Source organism: Pseudomonas sp. IAC-BECa141 (genome assembly GCF_020544405.1).
In the GTDB taxonomy this organism is placed as follows: domain Bacteria; phylum Pseudomonadota; class Gammaproteobacteria; order Pseudomonadales; family Pseudomonadaceae; genus Aquipseudomonas.
On record NZ_CP065410.1, the window covers coordinates 1 to 21,832 of the forward strand.

Sequence of the window (21,832 nt, forward strand, 5' to 3'; positions counted from 1 at the left end):
GTGTCAGTGGAACTTTGGCAGCAGTGCGTGGAGCTTTTGCGCGAAGAGCTGCCTGCCCAACAATTCAACACCTGGATCCGTCCACTACAGGTCGAAGCCGAAGGCGACGAGTTGCGCGTCTATGCACCGAATCGTTTTGTTCTGGACTGGGTCAACGAGAAGTACCTGGGGCGCGTCCTTGAACTGCTGGATGAGCATGGCAATGGTCTGGCACCGTCGCTTTCCTTATTAATAGGCAGCAAACGCAGTTCGGCCCCGCGTGCCGCCCCGAATGCGCCATTGGCTGCTGCTCAAGTGGCCCAGGCTCAGGCCAATGCGGTACCGGCCAGCGCACCAGCGCCAGCGCCGACACCTGCACCGACCAAGCGTTCGCCTCAGAAAACCGAAGAGATCAGTGAAGAGCCGTCCCGCGACAGCTTTGATCCGATGGCCGGCGCCGCTTCGCAACAGGCACCGGTTCGCGCCGAACAGCGCACCGTGCAGGTCGAAGGCGCGCTCAAGCACACCAGCTACCTGAACCGCACCTTCACCTTCGAAAACTTCGTCGAAGGTAAGTCCAACCAGCTCGCCCGTGCGGCGGCCTGGCAAGTGGCAGACAATCCCAAGCACGGCTACAACCCGCTGTTCCTTTATGGCGGTGTAGGTCTGGGTAAGACGCACTTGATGCACGCGGTGGGCAACCATCTATTAAAGAAGAACCCGAATGCCAAGGTCGTGTACCTGCATTCCGAGCGTTTCGTGGCCGACATGGTCAAGGCGCTGCAATTGAACGCAATCAACGAGTTCAAGCGTTTCTACCGTTCGGTGGACGCCCTGCTGATCGACGACATTCAGTTCTTCGCCCGCAAGGAACGTTCCCAGGAAGAGTTTTTCCACACCTTCAACGCCCTGCTTGAAGGTGGCCAGCAGGTCATCCTTACCAGTGACCGCTACCCGAAAGAAATCGAAGGCCTTGAAGAACGCCTCAAATCCCGCTTCGGCTGGGGCCTGACGGTTGCCGTCGAGCCACCGGAACTGGAAACCCGCGTCGCGATTTTGATGAAGAAGGCCGACCAGGCCAAAGTCGAGTTGCCTCATGACGCGGCGTTCTTCATTGCCCAGCGTATTCGCTCCAACGTCCGCGAGCTGGAAGGTGCGCTGAAACGCGTGATCGCCCACTCGCACTTCATGGGCCGCGACATCACCATCGAGTTGATTCGCGAATCCCTGAAAGACCTGTTGGCGCTGCAGGACAAACTGGTCTCTGTGGATAACATTCAGCGTACCGTCGCCGAGTACTACAAGATCAAGATCTCCGACTTGCTGTCCAAACGCCGTTCGCGTTCGGTCGCTCGTCCGCGTCAGGTGGCCATGGCCCTGTCCAAGGAACTGACCAACCACAGCCTGCCGGAAATCGGCGATGTGTTTGGCGGCCGCGACCACACGACGGTGTTGCACGCCTGCCGCAAGATCAACGAACTTAAGGAATCCGACGCGGACATCCGCGAGGACTACAAGAACCTGCTGCGTACACTGACCACTTGATGAACACCAGCGCAGCTTATTAAGGCAAGGGACTAGACCATGCATTTCACCATTCAACGCGAAGCCCTGTTGAAACCCCTGCAACTGGTCGCAGGCGTCGTCGAGCGCCGACAGACCTTGCCGGTACTGTCCAACGTGCTGCTGGTTGTCGATGGCCAGCAACTGTCGCTGACCGGTACCGACCTGGAAGTCGAGCTGGTCGGTCGCGTGCAACTTGAGGAGCCGGCTGAAACAGGTTCCATCACCGTGCCGGCGCGCAAGCTGATGGACATCTGCAAGAGCCTGCCGAACGATGCGCTGATCGATATCAAGGTCGACGAGCAGAAGCTGGTGGTGAAAGCCGGCCGTAGCCGATTCACCCTGTCGACCCTGCCGGCCAATGACTTCCCGACTGTAGAAGAAGGCCCGGGTTCGCTGACCACCAGCCTGGAACAGAGCAAGCTGCGTCGCCTGATCGAACGCACCAGTTTCGCGATGGCCCAGCAGGACGTGCGTTACTACCTCAACGGCATGTTGCTGGAAGTCTCGACCGGTGTGATCCGTGCCGTCGCTACCGACGGTCACCGTCTGGCCATGTGTTCGATGCAGGCCGACATCGGTCAGCAGGAACGCCACCAGGTAATCGTGCCGCGTAAAGGTATTCTCGAACTGGCGCGTCTGCTCACCGAGCCGGACGGCAACGTCAGCATCGTCCTGGGTCAGCATCACATCCGCGCTACCACCGGCGAGTTCACCTTTACCTCGAAACTGGTCGACGGCAAGTTCCCGGATTACGAGCGCGTTCTGCCGAAGGGCGGCGACAAGCTGGTGCTGGGCGATCGTCAGGCGTTGCGTGAAGCTTTCAGCCGTACCGCGATTCTGTCCAACGAGAAATACCGTGGTATCCGTCTGCAACTGGCCAGCGGTCAGTTGAAGATCCAGGCTAACAACCCGGAGCAGGAAGAAGCGGAAGAAGAAGTAGGTGTGGAATACAACGGCGGCTCCCTGGAAATCGGCTTCAACGTCAGCTATCTGCTCGACGTGCTGGGCGTGATGACCACCGAGCAGGTTCGTCTGATCCTGTCCGACTCCAACAGCAGTGCGCTGGTGCAAGAGTCCGACAACGACGATTCGGCTTACGTTGTCATGCCGATGCGTCTGTAATCAGCTGACTCTGGATGTCGCTAAGTCGCGTCTCGGTCACCGCGGTGCGCAATCTGCACCCGGTGACCTTCTCCCCCTCCCCCGAATCAACATTCTTTACGGTGCCAACGGCAGCGGCAAAACCAGTGTTCTGGAAGCCATTCACCTGCTGGGGCTTGCCCGTTCGTTTCGTAGCACGCGGCTGTTGCCGGTCATCCAGTACGAGCAGCTTGCCTGCACCGTTTTCGGACAGGTCGAACTCGCCGAGGGTGGCCACAGCGCATTGGGGATATCTCGCGATCGTCAGGGCGAGTTCCAGATCCGCATCGACGGTCAGAATGCCCGCAGCGCTGCGCAACTGGCGGAAATCTTGCCGCTGCAGTTGATCAATCCCGACAGCTTTCGCCTGCTGGAAGGCGCGCCGAAGATTCGCCGACAGTTCCTCGACTGGGGCGTGTTCCACGTCGAGCCGCGGTTCATGGCCACCTGGCAGCGTTTGCAGAAGGCCTTGCGCCAGAGAAACTCCTGGCTGCGGCATGGTACACTTGACGCCGTTTCGCAAGCGGTTTGGGACAGGGAACTGTGCCAGGCCAGCGCTGAAATCGATGAATACCGCCGCGCTTACATCAAAGCCTTGAAACCAGTCTTTGAACAAACCTTGAGCGAACTGGTTGAGCTCGAAGGTTTGACGCTCAGCTATTACCGAGGCTGGGACAAGGACCGGGAACTGAGCGCTGTACTCGCCGGATCCGTGCAACGGGACCAGCAAATGGGTCATACCCAGGCTGGGCCACAACGGGCTGACTTGCGTCTTAGATTGGGCGCTCACAACGCTGCGGACATCTTGTCCCGGGGTCAGCAAAAGTTGGTGGTCTGTGCGTTGCGGATTGCCCAGGGGCATTTGGTGAGCCAGGCCCGACGCGGCCAGTGTATTTATCTGGTGGATGACTTGCCGTCCGAGCTGGATGAGAGTCACCGTCGCGCGCTGTGCCGCTTGCTGGAAGACTTACGCTGCCAGGTTTTTATTACCTGTGTAGATCACGAATTATTGAGGGAAGGCTGGCAGACGGAAACGCCAGTCGCTCTGTTCCACGTGGAACAGGGCCGTATCACCCAGACCCACGACCATCGGGAGTGAAGGCATTGAGCGAAGAAAATACGTACGACTCATCGAGCATTAAAGTGCTGAAAGGCCTGGATGCCGTGCGCAAACGTCCCGGTATGTACATTGGTGACACCGACGATGGCAGCGGTCTGCACCACATGGTGTTCGAGGTGGTCGACAATTCGATCGACGAAGCCCTCGCCGGCCACTGCGACGACATCAGCATCATCATCCACCCGGATGAGTCCATCACCGTCAAAGACAACGGTCGTGGCATCCCGGTAGACGTGCATAAAGAGGAAGGCGTTTCCGCCGCCGAGGTCATCATGACCGTCCTCCACGCCGGTGGTAAGTTCGACGACAACTCCTACAAGGTATCCGGCGGTCTGCACGGTGTAGGTGTTTCGGTAGTGAACGCGCTGTCCGAAGAGCTGGTCCTGACCGTTCGCCGCAGCGGCAAAATCTGGGAACAGACCTACGTCCATGGCGTACCTCAGGCGCCGATGGCGATCGTTGGTGACAGCGAAACCACCGGTACCCAGATTCACTTCAAGGCTTCCAAGGAAACCTTCAAGAACATTCACTTCAGCTGGGACATCCTGGCCAAGCGCATTCGTGAACTGTCCTTCCTCAACTCCGGTGTCGGTATCGTCCTGAAGGACGAGCGCAGCGGCAAGGAAGAGCTGTTCAAGTACGAAGGTGGCCTGCGTGCGTTCGTTGAATACCTGAACACCAACAAGACTGCGGTCAACCAGGTGTTCCACTTCAACATCCAGCGTGAAGACGGCATCGGCGTGGAAATCGCCCTGCAGTGGAACGACAGCTTCAACGAGAACCTGTTGTGTTTCACCAACAACATTCCGCAGCGCGACGGCGGCACCCACCTGGTGGGCTTCCGTTCCGCACTGACGCGTAACCTGAACAACTACATCGAGCAGGAAGGTCTGGCGAAGAAGCACAAAGTCGCCACCACCGGTGACGATGCACGTGAAGGCCTGACTGCGATCATTTCGGTGAAGGTGCCGGATCCGAAGTTCAGCTCCCAGACCAAAGACAAGCTGGTTTCTTCCGAAGTGAAGACCGCGGTCGAACAGGAAATGGGCAAGTACTTCTCCGATTTCCTGCTGGAAAACCCGAACGAAGCCAAACTGGTTGTCGGCAAGATGATCGACGCAGCCCGTGCCCGTGAAGCGGCGCGCAAGGCCCGTGAGATGACCCGTCGCAAAGGCGCGCTGGACATCGCCGGTCTGCCGGGCAAGCTCGCTGACTGCCAGGAAAAAGACCCGGCGCTGTCCGAACTGTACCTCGTGGAAGGTGACTCCGCGGGCGGCTCTGCCAAGCAGGGACGTAACCGCAAGACCCAGGCCATCCTGCCGCTGAAGGGCAAGATCCTCAACGTCGAGAAAGCCCGTTTCGACAAGATGATCTCGTCCCAGGAAGTGGGCACCCTGATTACCGCGCTGGGCTGCGGTATCGGTCGCGAAGAGTACAACATCGACAAGCTGCGCTATCACAACATCATCATCATGACCGATGCTGACGTCGACGGTTCGCACATCCGTACCCTGCTGCTGACGTTCTTCTTCCGCCAGTTGCCTGAGCTGATCGAGCGCGGCTACATCTACATCGCCCAGCCGCCGCTGTACAAGGTCAAGAAAGGCAAGCAAGAGCAATACATCAAAGACGACGACGCCATGGAAGAGTACATGACGCAGTCGGCCCTGGAAGATGCGAGCCTGCACCTGAACGAAGACGCCCCGGGCATTTCCGGTGAAGCGCTGGAACGTCTGGTGAATGACTTCCGCATGGTGATGAAGACCCTCAAGCGTCTGTCGCGCCTGTACCCGCAGGAACTGACCGAGCACTTCATCTACCTGCCGGCCGTCAGTCTGGAAATGCTCGGCGACCACGCCAAGATGCAAGATTGGCTGGCCCAATACGAAGTCCGTCTGCGCACCGTCGAGAAGTCGGGTCTGGTCTACAAGGCCAGCCTGCGTGAAGACCGCGAGCGTGGCGTATGGCTGCCAGAGGTCGAGCTGATCTCCCACGGCCTGTCGAACTACGTCACCTTCAACCGCGACTTCTTCGGCAGCAACGACTACAAGACCGTCGTCACCCTCGGCGCTCAATTGAGCACCCTGCTCGACGAAGGCGCCTACATCCAGCGTGGCGAACGCAAGAAAGCGGTCACCGAGTTCAAGGAAGCCCTGGACTGGCTGATGGCCGAAAGCACCAAGCGCCACACTATCCAGCGATACAAAGGTCTGGGTGAAATGAACCCGGATCAGCTGTGGGAAACCACCATGGACCCAAGCGTGCGCCGCATGCTGAAAGTCACCATCGAAGACGCCATTGGCGCAGACCAGATCTTCAACACCCTGATGGGTGATGCGGTCGAACCTCGCCGTGACTTCATCGAGAGCAACGCTCTGGCGGTGTCCAACCTGGACTTCTGATCCCGGTCGTCGTCAAAAAAAGGCCAACGCATTGCGTTGGCCTTTTTATTGGCAGATCAAACTACGCAGTCTTACTCAGACACCGCCGCCACACTCTCCAACCGATACCCATACCCATAAATCGTCAGCAGCTGCCAACCCCGATCCGCCGTCAGTCCGAGTTTGTTGCGTAGGCGATAAATATGGGTGTCCAGTGGTCGCGACGTGGACATCTCTTCGTGGGGCCAGAATCTCTCGTACAGGTAATCCCGCGACAGCGGCCGCCCCAGGTTGCTGAACAGGCAGTGGGCGAGACGATATTCGCGTTCGGTCATGACGATCGGTTTCCCGTCGCGGGTAACGGTCAGTTCGGCGTCGTCGAACACCAGATCGTTAAAACGCAGGACTTCGGCGGGTGCGCTACGTTGCAGGCTATGCCGACGCAATACCGCTGCCACGCGGGCCTTCAATTCATTGGGTCGAAACGGTTTGCTCACGTAATCGTCGGCTCCCGCATTCAACGCCTGGACGATATCGCTCTCGCCGTCGCGGCTGGTGAGCATTATGGCGGCCGGCGGGGCTTCCATGTGTTCGCGGGTCCAGCGCAGCAGTGCCAGGCCGGTGAGGTCGGGCAATTGCCAGTCGAGGATCAACAGGTCGAAGGTTTCCCGGCGCAACTGGCGCAGGAGGTCTTCACCGCTTTCGAAGCTGTGAAGTGACCACGGCTGTCCTCCAGCCTCGGCGATTTGTTGCAGGGTCTGCTCGACCCGGCGCAGTTCGGCGGGTTCATCGTCCAGTATCGCAACGCGCATACGCGGTGGTTCCTTGTCGCTCGGGCAATGGGTGCCGACCGGATCGGCTCTCTCCATGCAGTGAAAGTAAGCGGCACGCCGTGGGGTGAGCCGCTATGATTCTTCGGGTCTACGTCCTCAGACCGGCCGTCTATGAATCCATTCAACCCGCCCTGCCCTGTTTCCCATGAATAACCAGCGCCGACACGAAAGTCGCGTACCCAGCCAGGTTCAGCGTTTGTTCCGGCAACTGGTGCGCGAGTGGGTGTGGATAAGTCTAGTGCTGTTGCCGCTGACTGCACTGCTTTCCTGGCGTGCGCAGATCAATTTGCATGACTCGGCGCCGTTGCTGGGCGCAGGACTTTCGGTAGCCATGGTCGCGTGCGTACTTGGGTTGCTGCTGTGGCGCCCGCGTCTGGCGCTCTGGCTCACATTGGGCGGGATGGCCTGCGTGCTGTTGACCAGTGCAGGCCTGGCTGAGATGCGGCGTTGGTGGTCACCGACGCCGGCGGTGCTGGGTATGTTGTTCGGTTATCTGATCTGGAACTGGCGACGCCTGAGCGTGGTGCTGACCTACTTCGGTTGGGAGCTTGCGCGGCTGGACAGTGAACCGAAAGTCTTCCCCGAACGGCGTCGGGCGCAGTTTCCCGGCGCCGACCGCTTGCAGGGGCAGATCATGGCGCTTGAGCAAGCCATGAGCCGCACCCGCGATACCCGCCGGTTCATTGCCGACGGGCTGGAATATCTCCCGGTCGCGACCCTGATCAGCGATCCACGGGGGCAAGTCTTGTTGGGCAACCGCAAGGCACGGAGCCTGTTCGATCACAATCTGGTGGGCGAGGATGTGCTCGATCAACTGGCGAGCCTGGGCTATCCGGAGTTGTCCACCGATCAGCGCCCGCCGCTCTCCGAGCTGCCTCTGCTGGAGTTTCGTGATCACAAGGAACGCAGCCTGCGCCTGGAGCGTGCTGCGTTGTTGCCCGTCGATGGCGACCTGCCAATCGGCTGGCTCCTGAGTCTCACTGACCTGAGCGCCGAACGCGCCGCCGAGGAACAGCGCGGTGTATTGCTGCGCTTTCTGTCCCATGACCTGCGCGCGCCCCATTCGGCGATTCTCGCCCTGCTCGATGTACACCGGCATCAGGCAGGAACGGATTCGCCACTGCTCGAACAGATTGAGCGTCAGGTACGCCGGGCGCTGGAACTCACCGACGGCTTCGTTCTGCTGGCCCGGGCGGAATCCGAGGCGTACCGGTTTCAGCCGAGCTTGTTCGGAATGCTGGTCATGGACGTGCTGGATCAGGCACTGCCCATCGCCCAGCAAAAGCGCATCCAGCTGTTGAACGACATGGACGAACACTCCCAGGAGCGTTTGATCCTGGCCGATCAAGGCTTGTTGACCCGAGCACTGTTCAACCTGCTGGAAAACGCAATCAAGTACAGCCCGGCCGGATCCACGATCGTCATGCGTGTCAGCTGCCATGACGACTGGTTGCGTTGTGAACTGACCGATCAAGGCAAAGGCATCGCGGCAGAGGAACTGCCTGATCTGTTCAGCCAATACCGACGCTTTTCTTCTGCACAAGGCATCGACGGTGTGGGGTTGGGGCTGTCGATGGTCAAAGCCGTGGTGGATCACCATGGCGGTCGGATCGAGTGCCTGAGCGTGGTCGATCAAGGCACGACGTTCCGTGTGGAACTGCCACTGATCGCCGAAGAGCAGGCATAAAAAACCGGCTATATCAGCCGGTTTCCTTACTTCCCAAAAAAACTTATGCACCTTTTACGGTGTTTTATCAGCTTCAGAAATATATAAATAAATCAGTCACTTAATCTGGTAATCAAGCACTTTGCGAACAAACCGTACACAGGTTATCCACAAATCTCAGACAGCGATCTGATCGTTCGCAGCCGGAGCTTCAGGGGCCGGAGGCAGCGAGCCCATTTCCCGTTGTGTCTTCTCGTTCCACGCCTGTACCCGGTCATTCAGATCGGCAATGGCGCGAGGGCCGTTGCCCTCGGCGTACATCGGCTCACCAATCACCACAGTGATCACGCCGGACTTTTTGCCCCAACCGATTTTCGGCCAGAACTTGCCGGCATTGTGCGCAATTGGCAGCACCGGAAGCGCCGCATTCACTGCCAATGCGCTGCCACTGCGGGAGAACTTGCCGATGGTGCCGTGGGGAACGCGAGTGCCTTCAGGGAAGATCAGCACCCAGACATTGTCCTTGAGCAACTCGTCACCCTTCGCCGCGACCTGCTTGAGGGCGGCTTTCGGGTTTTCCCGGTCAATTGCGATCGGCCGCAGCATGGCCATCGCCCAGCCGAAGAACGGCACGTACAGCAATTCGCGCTTGAGCACCTGGCTCAAGGGCGAGAAATAAGCGGAGAGAAAGAACGTCTCCCAGGTGCTCTGGTGGTTCGATTGAATCACGCAGGGCCGGTCAGGCACGTTTTCTGCGCCTTTGACTTCGTAGCGGATGTCGAGGAACACCTTGGTTAACCACAAGGCGCAACGGCACCAGTACACGTTGATGAAACGATAGCGCGCCTTGAACGGCAGAAAGGGCGCGATAAAAAAGCTCAGGCTGCACCACAGCAGAGCAGTGGTGCCCAGCAGCAGGTAAAAGAGGAAGATTCTGATGGCCTGCAGTATCGACATGGCGACGTTTACCATTACGGGCGATGCCCGACTGTTCAAGCGCACTCCCGATCAATCCCTGGTCAGGAACTTCAGAAGTACTCTAGTTGTGGATAAGTTCTGCGGCAATCGCCGCGAGATCGTCAAAAATCAGGGTGCCCACCGGCAAGGTCTTGGCCTGAGTCTTTTCGCCTTTCCCGGTCTTTACCAAAACGGGCTGTGAATCGACGGCTTTGGCGGCCTCCAGGTCACCAAGGCTGTCGCCGACAAACCAGACATTTGTCAGCGCGACGTTGTAATGCTGCGCGATGGTTTTCAACATCCCCGGTTTCGGCTTGCGGCAATCGCAACCTTCGTCCGGGCCATGCGGGCAATACACGATCAGCCCGACTTCACCGCCCTGCTCCGCCACCAGTTCGCGCAGACGCGCGTGCATGGCATCGAGGGTGGCGAGGTCGTAGTAGCCGCGAGCAATGCCCGACTGGTTGGTGGCGACCGCCACCGTCCAGCCGGCCTTGCTCAACTGCGCAATCGCTTCGATCGAGCCGGGCAGCGGAATCCACTCCTCCACCGACTTGATGTAAGCGTCGGAGTCGTAATTGATCACTCCGTCCCGATCGAGAATCAGCAGTTTCAACAGCAATCCCTCAACCCAGCAGCGAGATGTCGGCAACGCCCAGGAACAGACCACGCAGACGCGCCAGCAGCGCGTAACGGTTGGCCCGCACGTTGGCGTCTTCGGCATTGACCATCACCGCGTCGAAGAACGCGTCCACCGGCTCGCGCAGGGCGGCCAGGCGTGCCAGCGATTCGTTGTACTGACGCGCCGCGGCCATTGGCTGTACAGCCTGGTCCGCCTGCTGGATCGCCGAGTACAGCGAGAACTCGTTGGCATTGTCGAAGTACTTGGCCTGGACTTCGGTCGGCACCGAGCCTTCCACCTTGCTCAGCAGGTTCGACACACGCTTGTTCACCGCCGCCAGCGCTGCCGCTTCCGGCAGTTTGCGGAAGGCCTGGACCGCCTGCACACGCTGGTCGAAGTCCAGCGCCGAACCCGGCTTCAGGGCACGTACCGACAGGTAGGTGGCCACATCCACGCCTTCGTCTTCGTAACGCGCACGCAGACGGTCGAAGATGAATTCCAGCACTGCGTCGTTCAGGCCGGCAGCCTTGACCTTCGCGCCGAAGGAATTCACAGCGAACGCCACGGCATCGTTCAGATCTAGATCCAGTTGTTTTTCGATCAGGATCCGCAACACGCCCAGTGCCGCACGGCGCAGGGCATACGGGTCTTTGCTGCCGGTCGGCAGCATGCCGATGCCGAAGATGCCGACCAGAGTGTCGAGCTTGTCGGCGATGGCCACTGCTGCACCGGTCAGGGTGGCTGGCAACTCAGCGCCGGCACCGCGTGGCATGTACTGCTCGTTCAGGGCCAGAGCGACGTCTTCCGGCTCGCCGTCATTGAGGGCGTAGTAGTAACCGGCGACACCTTGCATCTCCGGGAACTCGCCGACCATTTCGGTCGCCAGGTCGCACTTGGACAGCAGACCTGCGCGGGCAGCCCACGAAGCGTTGCCGCCGATGCGTGCGGCGATGTACGCGGCCAGTTTCGACACGCGCTCGGCCTTGTCGTAGACGCTGCCAAGTTTTTCCTGGAACACCACGTTCTGCAGGCGATCGTTGAATGCTTCGAGCTTCTGCTTCTTGTCTTGCTTGAAGAAGAACTCGGCGTCGGTCAGGCGTGGGCGAACCACTTTCTCGTTACCGGCGATGATCTGCTGCGGGTCTTTGGATTCGATGTTGGCCACGGTAATGAAACGTGGCAGCAACTTGCCGTCGGCATCCAGCAGGCAGAAGTACTTCTGGTTGTCCTGCATGGTGGTGATCAGCGCTTCCTGCGGCACGTCGAGGAAACGTTCCTCGAACGAGCACACCAGCGGCACCGGCCACTCGACCAGCGCGGTCACTTCGTCGAGCAGCGCCGGCGGCACGATCGCGGTGCCTTCCTGGCGGGTCGCCAGTTCTTCGGTGCGTTTGCTGATGATTTCGCGACGCTCGTTGGCGTCGGCCAGCACGTAAGCGGCACGCAGGTCGGCCAGGTAGCTCGACGGCGAACCGATGCGCACACTTTGCGGGTGGTGGAAACGGTGGCCACGGGACTCACGGCCAGCCTTCTGCGCGAGGATCGTGCAGTCGATGACCTGGTCGCCGAGCAGCATCACCAGCCACTGGGTCGGACGCACGAACTCTTCCTTGCGCGCACCCCAGCGCATGCGTTTCGGGATCGGCAGGTCGTTCAGCGAGTCTTCGACGATGGTCGGCAGCAGGCTGGCGGTTGGTTTGCCGGCGATGTTCTGGCTGTAGCGCAATTTCGGACCGCTCTGGTCGATTTCGCTCAGCTCGACCCCACACTTCTTGGCAAAACCCAGTGCCGCTTGAGTCGGGTTGCCTTCAGCGTCGAATGCGGCCTGACGTGGCGGGCCGTCGAGGTTGATGCTGCGATCCGGCTGCTGGGTCGCCAGCGCAGTGATCAGCACGGCCAGACGACGCGGGGCGGCGTAGACGGTTTTGGTCTCGTAGTTCAGGCCAGCGGCCTGCAGGCCCTTGTCGATACCGGCCAGAAACGCTTCGGCCAGGGTGTTCAGGGCTTTGGGTGGCAGTTCTTCGGTGCCCAGTTCAACCAGAAAATCTTGAGCACTCATTGTGCAGCCTCCAGCTTGGCCAGTACTTCGTCACGCAGGTCCGGGGTTGCCATCGGGAAGCCCAGCTTGGCGCGGGCCAGCAGGTAGGCTTGGGCGACGGAACGCGCCAGGGTGCGCACGCGCAGAATGTATTGCTGACGCGCAGTCACCGAGATCGCCCGGCGCGCATCCAGCAGGTTGAAGGTGTGCGAGGCCTTCAGGACCATTTCATAGCTCGGCAACGGCAGCATCTGGTCGAGTTCGATCAGGCGCTTGGCTTCGCTTTCGTAGAAATCGAACAGTTCGAACAGCTTGTCGACGTTGGCGTGTTCGAAGTTGTAGGTGGACTGCTCCACTTCGTTCTGGTGGAACACGTCGCCGTAGGTCACTCTGCCGAACGGACCGTCAGCCCAGACCAGGTCGTAGACCGAATCCACGCCCTGCAGGTACATGGCCAGACGCTCCAGACCATAGGTGATCTCGCCGGTCACCGGGTAGCACTCGATGCCGCCTGCCTGCTGGAAGTAAGTGAACTGGGTCACTTCCATGCCATTGAGCCAGACTTCCCAGCCCAGACCCCAGGCGCCGAGGGTCGGCGATTCCCAGTTGTCTTCGACGAAGCGGATGTCGTGGACCAGCGGGTCCAGGCCGACATGCTTGAGGGAGCCCAGGTACAGCTCCTGGAAGTTGTCCGGGTTCGGCTTCAGGACTACCTGGAACTGGTAGTAGTGCTGCAGACGGTTCGGGTTTTCGCCGTAACGGCCGTCAGTCGGACGGCGGCTTGGCTGCACGTAGGCGGCGTTCCAGGTTTCCGGGCCGATGGCACGCAGGAATGTCGCGGTGTGGAAAGTGCCGGCGCCTACTTCCATATCGTAGGGCTGAAGTACCACACAACCTTGCTCGGCCCAGTATTGCTGGAGCGCGAGGATCAAGTCTTGGAAGGTACGCACGGCTGGCGTAGGCTGGCTCACGAAATTCACCTGTTTCTTGGGCTGCGATTTAAAGAGCGGGAGTATACCCGATTCAGTCGCACCTCCACCCCCTGGAGCCTTATGCCACGCTGCTTTTGGTGCAACGAAGATCCGCTGTACATGGCTTACCACGATCAGGAGTGGGGTACGCCGCTACGCGATGCGCAGGGTTTGTTCGAGTTGCTTTTGCTCGAAGGGTTCCAGGCCGGGCTTTCGTGGATCACCGTGCTGCGCAAGCGCGAGCGATATCGCGAGGTGTTGTACGGCTTCGACGTACAACGCGTGGCGCAGATGAGCGATGCGGAAATCGACGATTTGATGCTCGATCCGGGGATCATCCGCAACCGTCTCAAGCTCAATGCCGCCCGGCGCAATGCCCAGGCGTGGTTGGAGCTGGAAGACCCGGTGGCGTTCCTCTGGTCGTTTGTGGATAACCGCCCGATCATCAATCATTTCAAGGATCGCAGTGAAGTCCCGGCCATTACCCCGCAAGCCGTGGCCATGAGCAAGGGCCTGAAAAAGGCCGGTTTCACCTTCGTCGGTCCGACCATCTGCTACGCGCTGATGCAGGCCTCGGGCATGGTCATGGATCACACGCAGGACTGCGACCGCTACGCGCAGCTCGTCAACGGCGGTTAGAATGGCCGCCTCGCGCACAGCACAAGATCAGGAGTGACCTGTGGAAAAGTTTAAAGGCGCCATGCTGGTTGGCGCTCTGCGGCTGTTTGCCCTGCTGCCGTGGCGGGCCGTGCAGGCCGTGGGTTCGGCGATCGGCTGGATCATGTGGAAAACCCCCAACCGCTCCCGGGACGTGGTGCGGATCAACCTGGCCAAATGTTTTCCACAGATGGATCCGGCCGAACGTGAGCGTCTGGTCGGCCAGACCCTGAAAGACATCGGCAAGTCCCTGACCGAAAGCGCCTGCGCCTGGATCTGGCCGGCCCAGCGCTCCATCGACCTGGTGCGCGAAGTCGAAGGCCTCGACATCCTCAAGGATGCGCTGGCGTCGGGCAAAGGCGTGGTCGGCATTACCAGCCACCTGGGCAACTGGGAAGTGCTCAACCACTTCTATTGCAGCCAGTGCAAACCGATCATTTTCTACCGTCCGCCGAAGCTCAAGGCTGTGGATGAATTGCTGCGCAAACAGCGCGTGCAACTGGGCAACAAGGTCGCCGCGTCGACCAAGGAAGGCATCCTCAGCGTCATCAAGGAAGTGCGCAAGGGCGGTCAGGTGGGGATTCCTGCGGACCCGGAGCCGGCCGAATCCGCCGGGATCTTCGTGCCGTTCTTCGCTACCCAGGCCCTGACCAGCAAGTTCGTGCCGAACATGCTTGCCGGTGGCAAGGCTGTCGGGGTGTTCCTGCATGCCCTGCGTCTGCCGGACGGTTCTGGCTACAAGGTGATCCTCGAAGCCGCGCCGCAAGCCATGTACAGCACCGACACCGAAACGTCCTGCGCGGCGATGAGCAAGGTGGTCGAGCGTTATGTGGCGGCTTATCCGAGCCAGTACATGTGGAGCATGAAACGCTTCAAGAAGCGTCCGCCGGGCGAGGCGCGCTGGTACTGATCGGCGATGGGAGATTGTGGATAACCTGACCAGGCGGGTTATCCACAGCTGTCACGGCTTCTGCCGTTCGAGCTTCTTCAGGAACACCGTCATTTCTTTCTCGGCCTGCTTGTCGCCATGGACCCGGGCCGCCTCCAGCCCTTGTTCCCACGCCTGCCGCGCTGCCGCGTGATCACCTCGCGCCAGCTGCGCCTTGCCCAACAGTTTCCAGGCCGCCGAGTATTTCGGATCGAAGCCGACGCAACGCTGCAAATGTTCGGCAGCCTTCGCGTTCTCCCCAGATCCAGATAACCCTTGCCCAGGCCGAAGCGCAGCAGCGAGTTATCCACACCCTTGGCGAGCATTTTCTCCAGCGATTCAATCATCGGTTCGGCTCCTGGTGGTCAGAAGAAACTCAGGCCCACGTGGAACAGTTTCTCCACATCGCGAATATGTTTTTTATCCACAAGGAACAGAATCACATGGTCACCGGCGGCGATGACCGTATCGCCGTGGGCGATGATCACTTCCTCATCACGGATGATCGCGCCGATAGTCGTGCCCGGAGGCAGTGCGATGTTTTCGATCGCCTTGCCGATGACCTTGCTCGACTTCGAATCGCCATGGGCCACCGCTTCAATGGCCTCTGCCGCGCCCCGGCGCAACGAGTGCACGCTGACGATATCGCCGCGCCGCACGTGGGCCAGCAAGGTGCCGATGGTCGCCAGTTGCGGGCTGATGGCGATGTCGATGTCACCGCCCTGGATCAGATCGACGTAGGCCGGGTTGTTGATGATCGTCATCACCTTCTTCGCGCCCAGACGTTTGGCCAGCAGCGACGACATGATGTTGGCTTCGTCATCGTTGGTCAGCGCGAGGAAGATGTCCGCGTCGGCGATGTTCTCTTCCAGCAGCAGGTCGCGATCCGACGCGCTGCCCTGCAGCACCACGGTGCTGTCGAGGGTGTCGGAGAGGTAGCGGCAGCGCGCCGGGTTCATCTCGATGATCTTCACCTGATAGCGACTTTCGATGGCCTCGGCCAGCCGCTCGCCGATCTGCCCGCCGCCGGCAATCACGATGCGTTTGTAGCTTTCGTCTAGCCGGCGCATTTCGCTCATCACCGCGCGAATGTTCGCACGGGCGGCGATGAAGAAGACTTCGTCGTCCGCCTCGATCACCGTATCGCCCTGGGGAAGAATCGGTCGGTCACGACGGAAAATCGCGGCCACTCGGGTTTCCACATTCGGCATGTGCTCGCGCAACTGGCGCAGTTGCTGACCCACCAGCGGCCCGCCGTAGTAGGCGCGCACCGCCACCAGTTGCGCCTGGCCTTCAGCGAAATCGATCACCTGCAAGGCGCCGGGGTGCTGGATCAACCGCTTGATGTAGTTGGTGACCACTTGCTCGGGACTGATCAGCACGTCGACCGGAATCGCCTCGTTCTGGAACAGTTGCTCCTCGCGGGTCAGGTACGACGCTTCGCGCACCCGGGCAATCTTGGTCGGGGTATGGAACAGGGTGTGGGCAACCTGGCACGCGACCATGTTGGTTTCGTCGCTGTTGGTCACCGCCACCAGCATGTCGGCGTCGTCGGCACCGGCCTGACGCAGCACGGTCGGCAGCGAGCCACGGCCCTGCACGGTGCGGATGTCGAGTCGATCGCCAAGATCGCGCAGACGGTCGCCGTCTGTGTCGACCACCGTGATGTCGTTGGCCTCGCTGGCCAGATGTTCAGCCAGCGAACCGCCGACCTGTCCCGCACCGAGGATGATGATTTTCATCCAGTCACTCCATTGAATCCGTTTAGCCGCGCGCGGCAGCGATCTTGATCAGCTTGGCGTAGTAGAACCCGTCATGCCCGCCCTGCTGGGCCAGCAATTGGCGACCATGGGGCTGCTTGATCCCGGCGGCGGTGGCCAGATCCAGCTCCCGTGCGCCCGGCGTACGCTCAAGGAAAGCACCGATCACCTCGGTGTTCTCGGTCGGCAAGGTCGAGCAGGTGGCGTAGAGCAGGATGCCGCCCACTTCGAGGGTTTTCCACATCGCGTCGAGCAACTCGCCTTGCAGTTGTGCGAGGGCGGCGATGTCGTCGGCCTGACGGGTCAACTTGATGTCCGGATGGCGGCGGATCACGCCGGTGGCCGAGCACGGCGCGTCGAGCAGGATGCGCTGGAACGGTTTCCCGTCCCACCACGCTGCCGTGTCGCGACCGTCGGCGGCGATCAGTTCGGCGTTCAGACCGAGGCGCTCGAGGTTTTCCTTCACTCGCACCAGCCGTTTGGCTTCCAGGTCCACTGCCACCACGCCGGTCAGTGCCGGTTCGGCTTCGAGGATGTGGCACGTCTTGCCGCCCGGCGCGCAGCAGGCGTCCAGTACTCGCTGGCCTGGCGCGAGGTCGAGCAGATCGGCAGCCAGTTGCGCGGCTTCGTCCTGCACGCTGATCCAGCCTTCGGCGAAGCCCGGCAGGCTGCGTACATCAGCGGCGGCGTCGAGAACGATGCCGTCGCGGCTGAAGGTGCACGGCTGCGCGGCGATAGCTGCTTCAGTCAGCAATCCGAGGTACGTGTCACGGCTGTGATGACGGCGGTTGACCCGCAGGATCATCGGCGGATGCGCGTTGTTCGCCTCGCAAATGGCTTCCCATTGTTCAGGCCAGAAGGCCTTCAGGGATTTTTGCAGCCAGCGCGGATGAGCGGTGCGAACCACCGGATCGCGTTCCAGTTCGGCGAAGATCGCCTCATGTTCGCGCTGGGCATTGCGCAGCACGGCGTTGAGCAGACCTTTGGCCCACGGCTTTTTCAGCTTGTCGGCGCAACCGACGGTTTCGCCGATGGCGGCGTGCGGCGGGACGCGGGTGTAAAGCAGTTGATAGAGACCGACCAGCAGCAGCGCCTCGACATCGGCGTCCGCAGTCTTGAACGGTTTCTGCAGCAGTTTTTCCGCCAGCGCCGACAAACGTGGCTGCCAGCGGGCGGTGCCGAACGCCAAGTCCTGGGTGAAACCGCGATCGCGTTCTTCGACCTTGTCCAGTTGCGTCGGCAGAGAGCTGTTGAGCGAAGCCTTGCCGCTCAGGACGGCGGCGAGTGCCTTGGCGGCGGCCAGACGCGGGTTCATGGCGCGTCCACCGTTGCGCCCAGCACGGTGCCGGTGGCGAATTTCTCACGACGGCTGTTGAACAGATCGCTGAAGTTCAGCGCCTTGCCGCCGGGCAATTGCAGGCGGGTCAGGCACAGCGCCTGTTCGCCGCACGCGACGAGCAGACCCTCCTTGCTGGCGCCGAGAATCGTACCCGGTGCGCCTTTGCCTTCGGCCAGTGTCGCCGCCAGCACTTTCAGCGCTTCACCGTTGAGCGTGCTGTGGGTGATCGGCCATGGATTGAAGGCACGGACCAGACGTTCCAGCTCGACGGCCGGACGGCTCCAGTCGATGCGCGCTTCGTCCTTGTTCAGTTTGTGCGCGTAGGTGGCGAGGTCGTCGTTCTGCACTTCGCCTTCCAGGGTGCCAGCGGCCAGACCGGCAATCGCCTGCACCACGGCGGGCGGGCCCATTTCGGCGAGGCGATCGTGGAGGCTGCCGCCAGTGTCTTCGGCGCTGATCGGGGTGACGACCTTGAGCAGCATCGGACCGGTATCGAGGCCGGCTTCCATGCGCATCACGGTCACGCCGCTTTCAGCGTCGCCTGCTTCGACGGCACGCTGGATCGGCGCCGCACCGCGCCAGCGCGGCAGCAGCGAGGCGTGACTGTTGATGCAACCCAGACGCGGAATATCCAGCACCGCTTGCGGCAGGATCAGGCCGTAGGCGACCACCACCATCAAATCCGGTTTCAGCGCCGCGAGCTCGGCCTGAGCGTCGGCGTTGCGCAGGGTCGGCGGCTGCAACACCTGGATATTGTTTTCCAGGGCGAGCTGTTTGACCGGGCTCGGCATCAGTTTTTGCCCACGACCGGCCGGGCGATCCGGTTGGGTGTAGACCGCAACGATCTCGTAAGGGCTGTCCAGCAGGGCCTTGAGGTGTTCGGCGGCGAATTCCGGGGTGCCGGCAAAAACGATGCGCAGTGGCTCAGTCATGGGGGAGTCTCATAAAAAGAAAAAGGCTTGCCGCAGCAAGCCTTTGGAGAGGGGCATCAAGCGTTCTGGCGGTGCTGCTTTTCCAGTTTCTTCTTGATCCGGTCGCGTTTGAGCGTGGACAGGTAATCGACGAACAACTTGCCGTTGAGGTGGTCGCATTCGTGCTGGATGCACACCGCGAGCAGACCTTCGGCGATCAGTTCGTAAGGCTTGCCGTCACGGTCCAGAGCCTTGATCCTGACCTTCTGCGGGCGGTCGACGTTTTCGTAGAAACCCGGCACCGAGAGGCAGCCTTCCTGGTATTGCTCCATTTCGTCGGTCAGCGATTCGAACTCGGGGTTGATGAACACCCGGGGTTCGGTGCGGTCTTCGGAGAGGTCCATCACGACGATACGTTTGTGCACGTTGACCTGGGTCGCGGCAAGGCCGATGCCCGGCGCTTCATACATTGTTTCAAACATGTCATCGACCAGCTGACGCACTTCGTCGTCCACTACAGCCACAGGTTTGGCGATAGTGCGCAGACGCGGGTCCGGAAATTCGAGGATGTTCAAAATGGCCATAAGCTTGATTGCTGCACGTGTGAGGTAAAGTCGGGCGATGGCCTGGCGGGTCCGAAGATGCAGGCTACCGTTGTGAAACGTAGCTCCTTGCTTTTCAGCATAGAGCAGGGAGCGAGCCACGGGGGCTCTGGCGTTTCACGCGAACGCACATAATAAAGGGATTCACCGCATGAGGAAATCACTACTCGCCCTGCTGTTTCTGGCCTCGGCCGGCGCCGCGCACGGGCAAGTGCAACTCAAGGAAGGTTTTCCACAGCAATACACGGTGGTTTCGGGGGATACGCTCTGGGACATCTCCGGTAAATATTTGCGCGAACCCTGGCAGTGGCCGCAACTGTGGCAGGCCAATCCGCAGATCGAAAACCCCAATCTGATCTATCCCGGCGACACGCTGACGCTCAGCTACGTCAACGGCCAGCCGCGTCTGACCGTCAATCGCGGCGAGTCGCGCGGCACCATCAAGTTGTCGCCGCGCATCCGCACCAGTCCGGTCGCAGAGGCGATTCCGAGCATTCCGCTCAAATCGATCAACAGCTTTCTGCTGAGCAACCGCATCGTCGACAAGGTCGAGGACTTCGACAAGGCGCCGTACATCGTCGCCGGCGATGCCGAACGGGTGCTCAGCGGCACTGGCGACCGGATCTTCGCCCGTGGCCATTTCGACCCGAGCCAGTCGGTCTACGGCATCTTCCGCCAGGGCAAGGTCTATACCGATCCGCAGAGCAAGGAGTTTCTGGGGATCAACGCCGACGACATCGGCGGCGGTGAAATCGTTGCCACCGAAGGCGATGTCGCCACCCTCGCTCTGCAACGCACGACCCAGGAAGTACGCCTCGGCGACCGTTTGTTCAGCGGCGAAGAGCGTTCGATCAACTCGACCTTCATGCCCAGCGCACCCGCCGCCGACATCAACGGCCTGATCATCGATGTGCCGCGCGGCGTCACGCAGATCGGCGCGATGGACGTGGTGACCCTGAACAAAGGCAAACGCGACGGCCTGGCGGAGGGCAACGTCCTGGTGGTGATGAAAACCGGGGAAACCGTACGTGACCGCATCACCGGCCAGCCGCTGAAAATCCCCGATGAACGCGCCGGATTGCTGATGGTGTTCCGCACCTACGACAAACTCAGTTACGGCCTCGTGCTGAACGCATCGCGCTCGCTGGCGGTGCTGGACAAGGTGCGAAATCCTTAGCTGGCTTCACAAGTTACCAACAGAGTTATCCACAGCTTGTTCCGAAAGGTTCGGGCCTTATAACGATCAAGGATGATCCATGATGATGCCTGATTCGTCGCCGGTTTCCCCGGCGGAACTGGAAGCGCGCCTGCGCCTGCACCGCTTGCCGGAAATCGGTCCCAAGCGTTTTACCAAACTGCTCGAAGCTTTCGGCTCGGCCTCGAAGGCGATCAGTGCGCCCGCCAGCGCCTGGCGCTCGTTGGGTTTGCCGATGGCTTGCGCCGAGGCCCGACGCTGCCCTGACGTTCGCGACGGTGCCAGTCATGCATTGCGCTGGCTAGAGCGTCCGGATCAACATTTGCTGATGTGGGATCACCCGGATTACCCAGCCTTGCTGGCGCAGATTCCCGACCCGCCACCCTTGCTGTTCGTCGCTGGCGACCCCCGGATTCTGGAAAAACCGCAACTGGCGATGGTCGGCAGTCGCCGCGCTTCCCGTCCGGGCATGGACACTGCCGCTGCATTTTCCCGCAGCCTGGCCGGCGCCGGTTTTGTCATCACCAGTGGCCTGGCGCTGGGCATTGATGCGGCCGCGCATCAAGCCGCCGTCGACGTCGGCGGGCAAACGGTCGGTGTGCTTGGTACGGGTCTGGAAAACTTTTATCCACAGCGCAACCGTCGGTTGGCGGACGCGATGATTGCGTCCGGCAGTGCAGTGCTTTCGGAATTTCCTCTGGACGTCGGGCCAACGCCGAGCAACTTCCCCAGACGCAACCGGATCATCAGCGGTTTGTCCCTCGGCGTGCTGGTGGTCGAGGCCAGTGTCGCCAGCGGTTCTTTAATCACCGCGCGGCTGGCCGCGGAACAGGGGCGCGAGGTGTACGCCATTCCGGGTTCGATCCACCATCCCGGCGCCCGGGGCTGTCATCAACTGATCCGTGACGGGGCGGTGCTGGTGGAAACCATCGAGCACATTCTCGAAGCCTTGCGCGGCTGGCAACATCTGCCGGTATCCACCGCCGCAGCGAATCCGCAGAACCCGTTGCTGCGTCTGTTGCACGCCGCGCCGCACACCAGCGAGGGCCTGGCTGACAGCATTGGCTGGGCGCTGCCGAAAGTGCTGGCGGCGCTGACCGAACTGGAGATGGATGGCCGCGCGGTGTGCGAAAACGGCCGCTGGTTTGCGCGCGTAAGCTAGGTTTT

Annotated in this window: 17 protein-coding genes and 2 pseudogenes; 9 read left to right on the forward strand and 10 right to left on the reverse strand. The window is 60.8% G+C overall.

Features of this window, described 5'->3' with window-relative positions; translation table 11 throughout:
* From dnaA to gyrB, 4 genes and pseudogenes are all read left to right on the forward strand, one after another.
* Positions 1–1,524, forward strand: a complete 1,524-nt coding sequence (gene dnaA / locus I5961_RS00005) for a chromosomal replication initiator protein DnaA (RefSeq protein WP_085696623.1) — start codon at positions 1–3, stop codon at positions 1,522–1,524.
* Positions 1,525–1,563: 39 nt separating this feature from the next.
* Positions 1,564–2,667 carry a DNA polymerase III subunit beta gene (dnaN, locus tag I5961_RS00010; RefSeq protein ID WP_007954131.1) on the forward strand — a complete coding sequence of 368 codons (1,104 nt, stop codon included), beginning with the start codon at positions 1,564–1,566 and terminating at the stop codon, positions 2,665–2,667.
* Positions 2,668–2,681: 14 nt separating this feature from the next.
* Positions 2,682–3,784, forward strand: a pseudogene (gene recF / locus I5961_RS00015) (DNA replication/repair protein RecF).
* Between the two features lie 5 nt (positions 3,785–3,789).
* Complete coding sequence (gene gyrB, locus I5961_RS00020; RefSeq protein WP_085686140.1) at positions 3,790–6,207, forward strand: DNA topoisomerase (ATP-hydrolyzing) subunit B; 2,418 nt, start codon at positions 3,790–3,792, stop codon at positions 6,205–6,207.
* Positions 6,208–6,278: 71 nt separating this feature from the next.
* Here the strand turns inward: gyrB and I5961_RS00025 are convergent, their stop codons facing one another.
* Positions 6,279–6,998: a response regulator transcription factor gene (locus tag I5961_RS00025; RefSeq protein ID WP_085696622.1), complete on the reverse strand. Its 720-nt coding sequence runs from the start codon at positions 6,996–6,998 to the stop codon at positions 6,279–6,281.
* A 166-nt stretch (positions 6,999–7,164) separates the two neighbouring features.
* Here I5961_RS00025 and I5961_RS00030 point away from each other — a divergent pair, with 166 nt between their 5' ends.
* Complete coding sequence (locus I5961_RS00030) at positions 7,165–8,706, forward strand: sensor histidine kinase (RefSeq protein WP_085696620.1); 1,542 nt, start codon at positions 7,165–7,167, stop codon at positions 8,704–8,706.
* 156 nt (positions 8,707–8,862) lie between these two features.
* Here I5961_RS00030 and I5961_RS00035 read toward each other — a convergent pair whose 3' ends face one another.
* From I5961_RS00035 to glyQ, 4 genes are all read right to left on the reverse strand, one after another.
* Positions 8,863–9,642: a lysophospholipid acyltransferase family protein gene (locus I5961_RS00035; RefSeq protein ID WP_085696942.1), complete on the reverse strand. Its 780-nt coding sequence runs from the start codon at positions 9,640–9,642 to the stop codon at positions 8,863–8,865.
* 82 nt (positions 9,643–9,724) lie between these two features.
* Positions 9,725–10,264 (reverse strand): D-glycero-beta-D-manno-heptose 1,7-bisphosphate 7-phosphatase, encoded by a 540-nt coding sequence (gene gmhB / locus I5961_RS00040; protein WP_164872121.1) that lies wholly within the window; start codon positions 10,262–10,264, stop codon positions 9,725–9,727.
* A 4-nt stretch (positions 10,265–10,268) separates the two neighbouring features.
* Positions 10,269–12,323 (reverse strand): glycine--tRNA ligase subunit beta, encoded by a 2,055-nt coding sequence (glyS, locus tag I5961_RS00045; protein ID WP_085696617.1) that lies wholly within the window; start codon positions 12,321–12,323, stop codon positions 10,269–10,271.
* A complete protein-coding gene (gene glyQ, locus I5961_RS00050; RefSeq protein WP_227234006.1) occupies positions 12,320–13,273 on the reverse strand; it encodes a glycine--tRNA ligase subunit alpha in 954 nt (317 codons plus the stop codon). The genes glyS and glyQ overlap by 4 nt, the downstream gene beginning before the upstream one ends.
* Positions 13,274–13,354: 81 nt before the next feature.
* Here glyQ and tag point away from each other — a divergent pair, with 81 nt between their 5' ends.
* A complete protein-coding gene (gene tag / locus I5961_RS00055) occupies positions 13,355–13,912 on the forward strand; it encodes a DNA-3-methyladenine glycosylase I (RefSeq protein WP_085696615.1) in 558 nt (185 codons plus the stop codon).
* Between the two features lie 40 nt (positions 13,913–13,952).
* Positions 13,953–14,840: a lysophospholipid acyltransferase gene (locus I5961_RS00060; RefSeq protein WP_085702241.1), complete on the forward strand. Its 888-nt coding sequence runs from the start codon at positions 13,953–13,955 to the stop codon at positions 14,838–14,840.
* 51 nt (positions 14,841–14,891) lie between these two features.
* On the opposite strand, the pseudogene I5961_RS00065 reads toward I5961_RS00060, so the two are convergent.
* The 5 genes and pseudogenes from I5961_RS00065 to def form a co-directional block, all read right to left on the reverse strand.
* Positions 14,892–15,205: pseudogene (locus I5961_RS00065) on the reverse strand (tetratricopeptide repeat protein).
* Between the two features lie 18 nt (positions 15,206–15,223).
* Entirely contained in the window at positions 15,224–16,600 is a 1,377-nt protein-coding gene (trkA, locus tag I5961_RS00070) for a Trk system potassium transporter TrkA (RefSeq protein WP_085696610.1), read from the reverse strand.
* A 22-nt stretch (positions 16,601–16,622) separates the two neighbouring features.
* Positions 16,623–17,933 (reverse strand): 16S rRNA (cytosine(967)-C(5))-methyltransferase RsmB, encoded by a 1,311-nt coding sequence (rsmB, locus tag I5961_RS00075; RefSeq protein WP_227234007.1) that lies wholly within the window; start codon positions 17,931–17,933, stop codon positions 16,623–16,625.
* A complete protein-coding gene (gene fmt / locus I5961_RS00080) occupies positions 17,930–18,889 on the reverse strand; it encodes a methionyl-tRNA formyltransferase (protein ID WP_227234009.1) in 960 nt (319 codons plus the stop codon). Before fmt ends, rsmB begins: the two co-directional genes overlap by 4 nt.
* A gap of 56 nt (positions 18,890–18,945) precedes the next feature.
* Complete coding sequence (gene def / locus I5961_RS00085) at positions 18,946–19,452, reverse strand: peptide deformylase (RefSeq protein ID WP_085696605.1); 507 nt, start codon at positions 19,450–19,452, stop codon at positions 18,946–18,948.
* 169 nt (positions 19,453–19,621) lie between these two features.
* On the opposite strand from def, the gene I5961_RS00090 reads away from it, so the two are divergent.
* Together I5961_RS00090 and dprA are read left to right on the forward strand one after the other, a co-directional pair.
* Complete coding sequence (locus tag I5961_RS00090; protein ID WP_085696603.1) at positions 19,622–20,647, forward strand: LysM peptidoglycan-binding domain-containing protein; 1,026 nt, start codon at positions 19,622–19,624, stop codon at positions 20,645–20,647.
* Between the two features lie 79 nt (positions 20,648–20,726).
* Complete coding sequence (gene dprA, locus I5961_RS00095) at positions 20,727–21,827, forward strand: DNA-processing protein DprA (protein ID WP_085696602.1); 1,101 nt, start codon at positions 20,727–20,729, stop codon at positions 21,825–21,827.
* Positions 21,828–21,832: the final 5 nt, after the last annotated feature.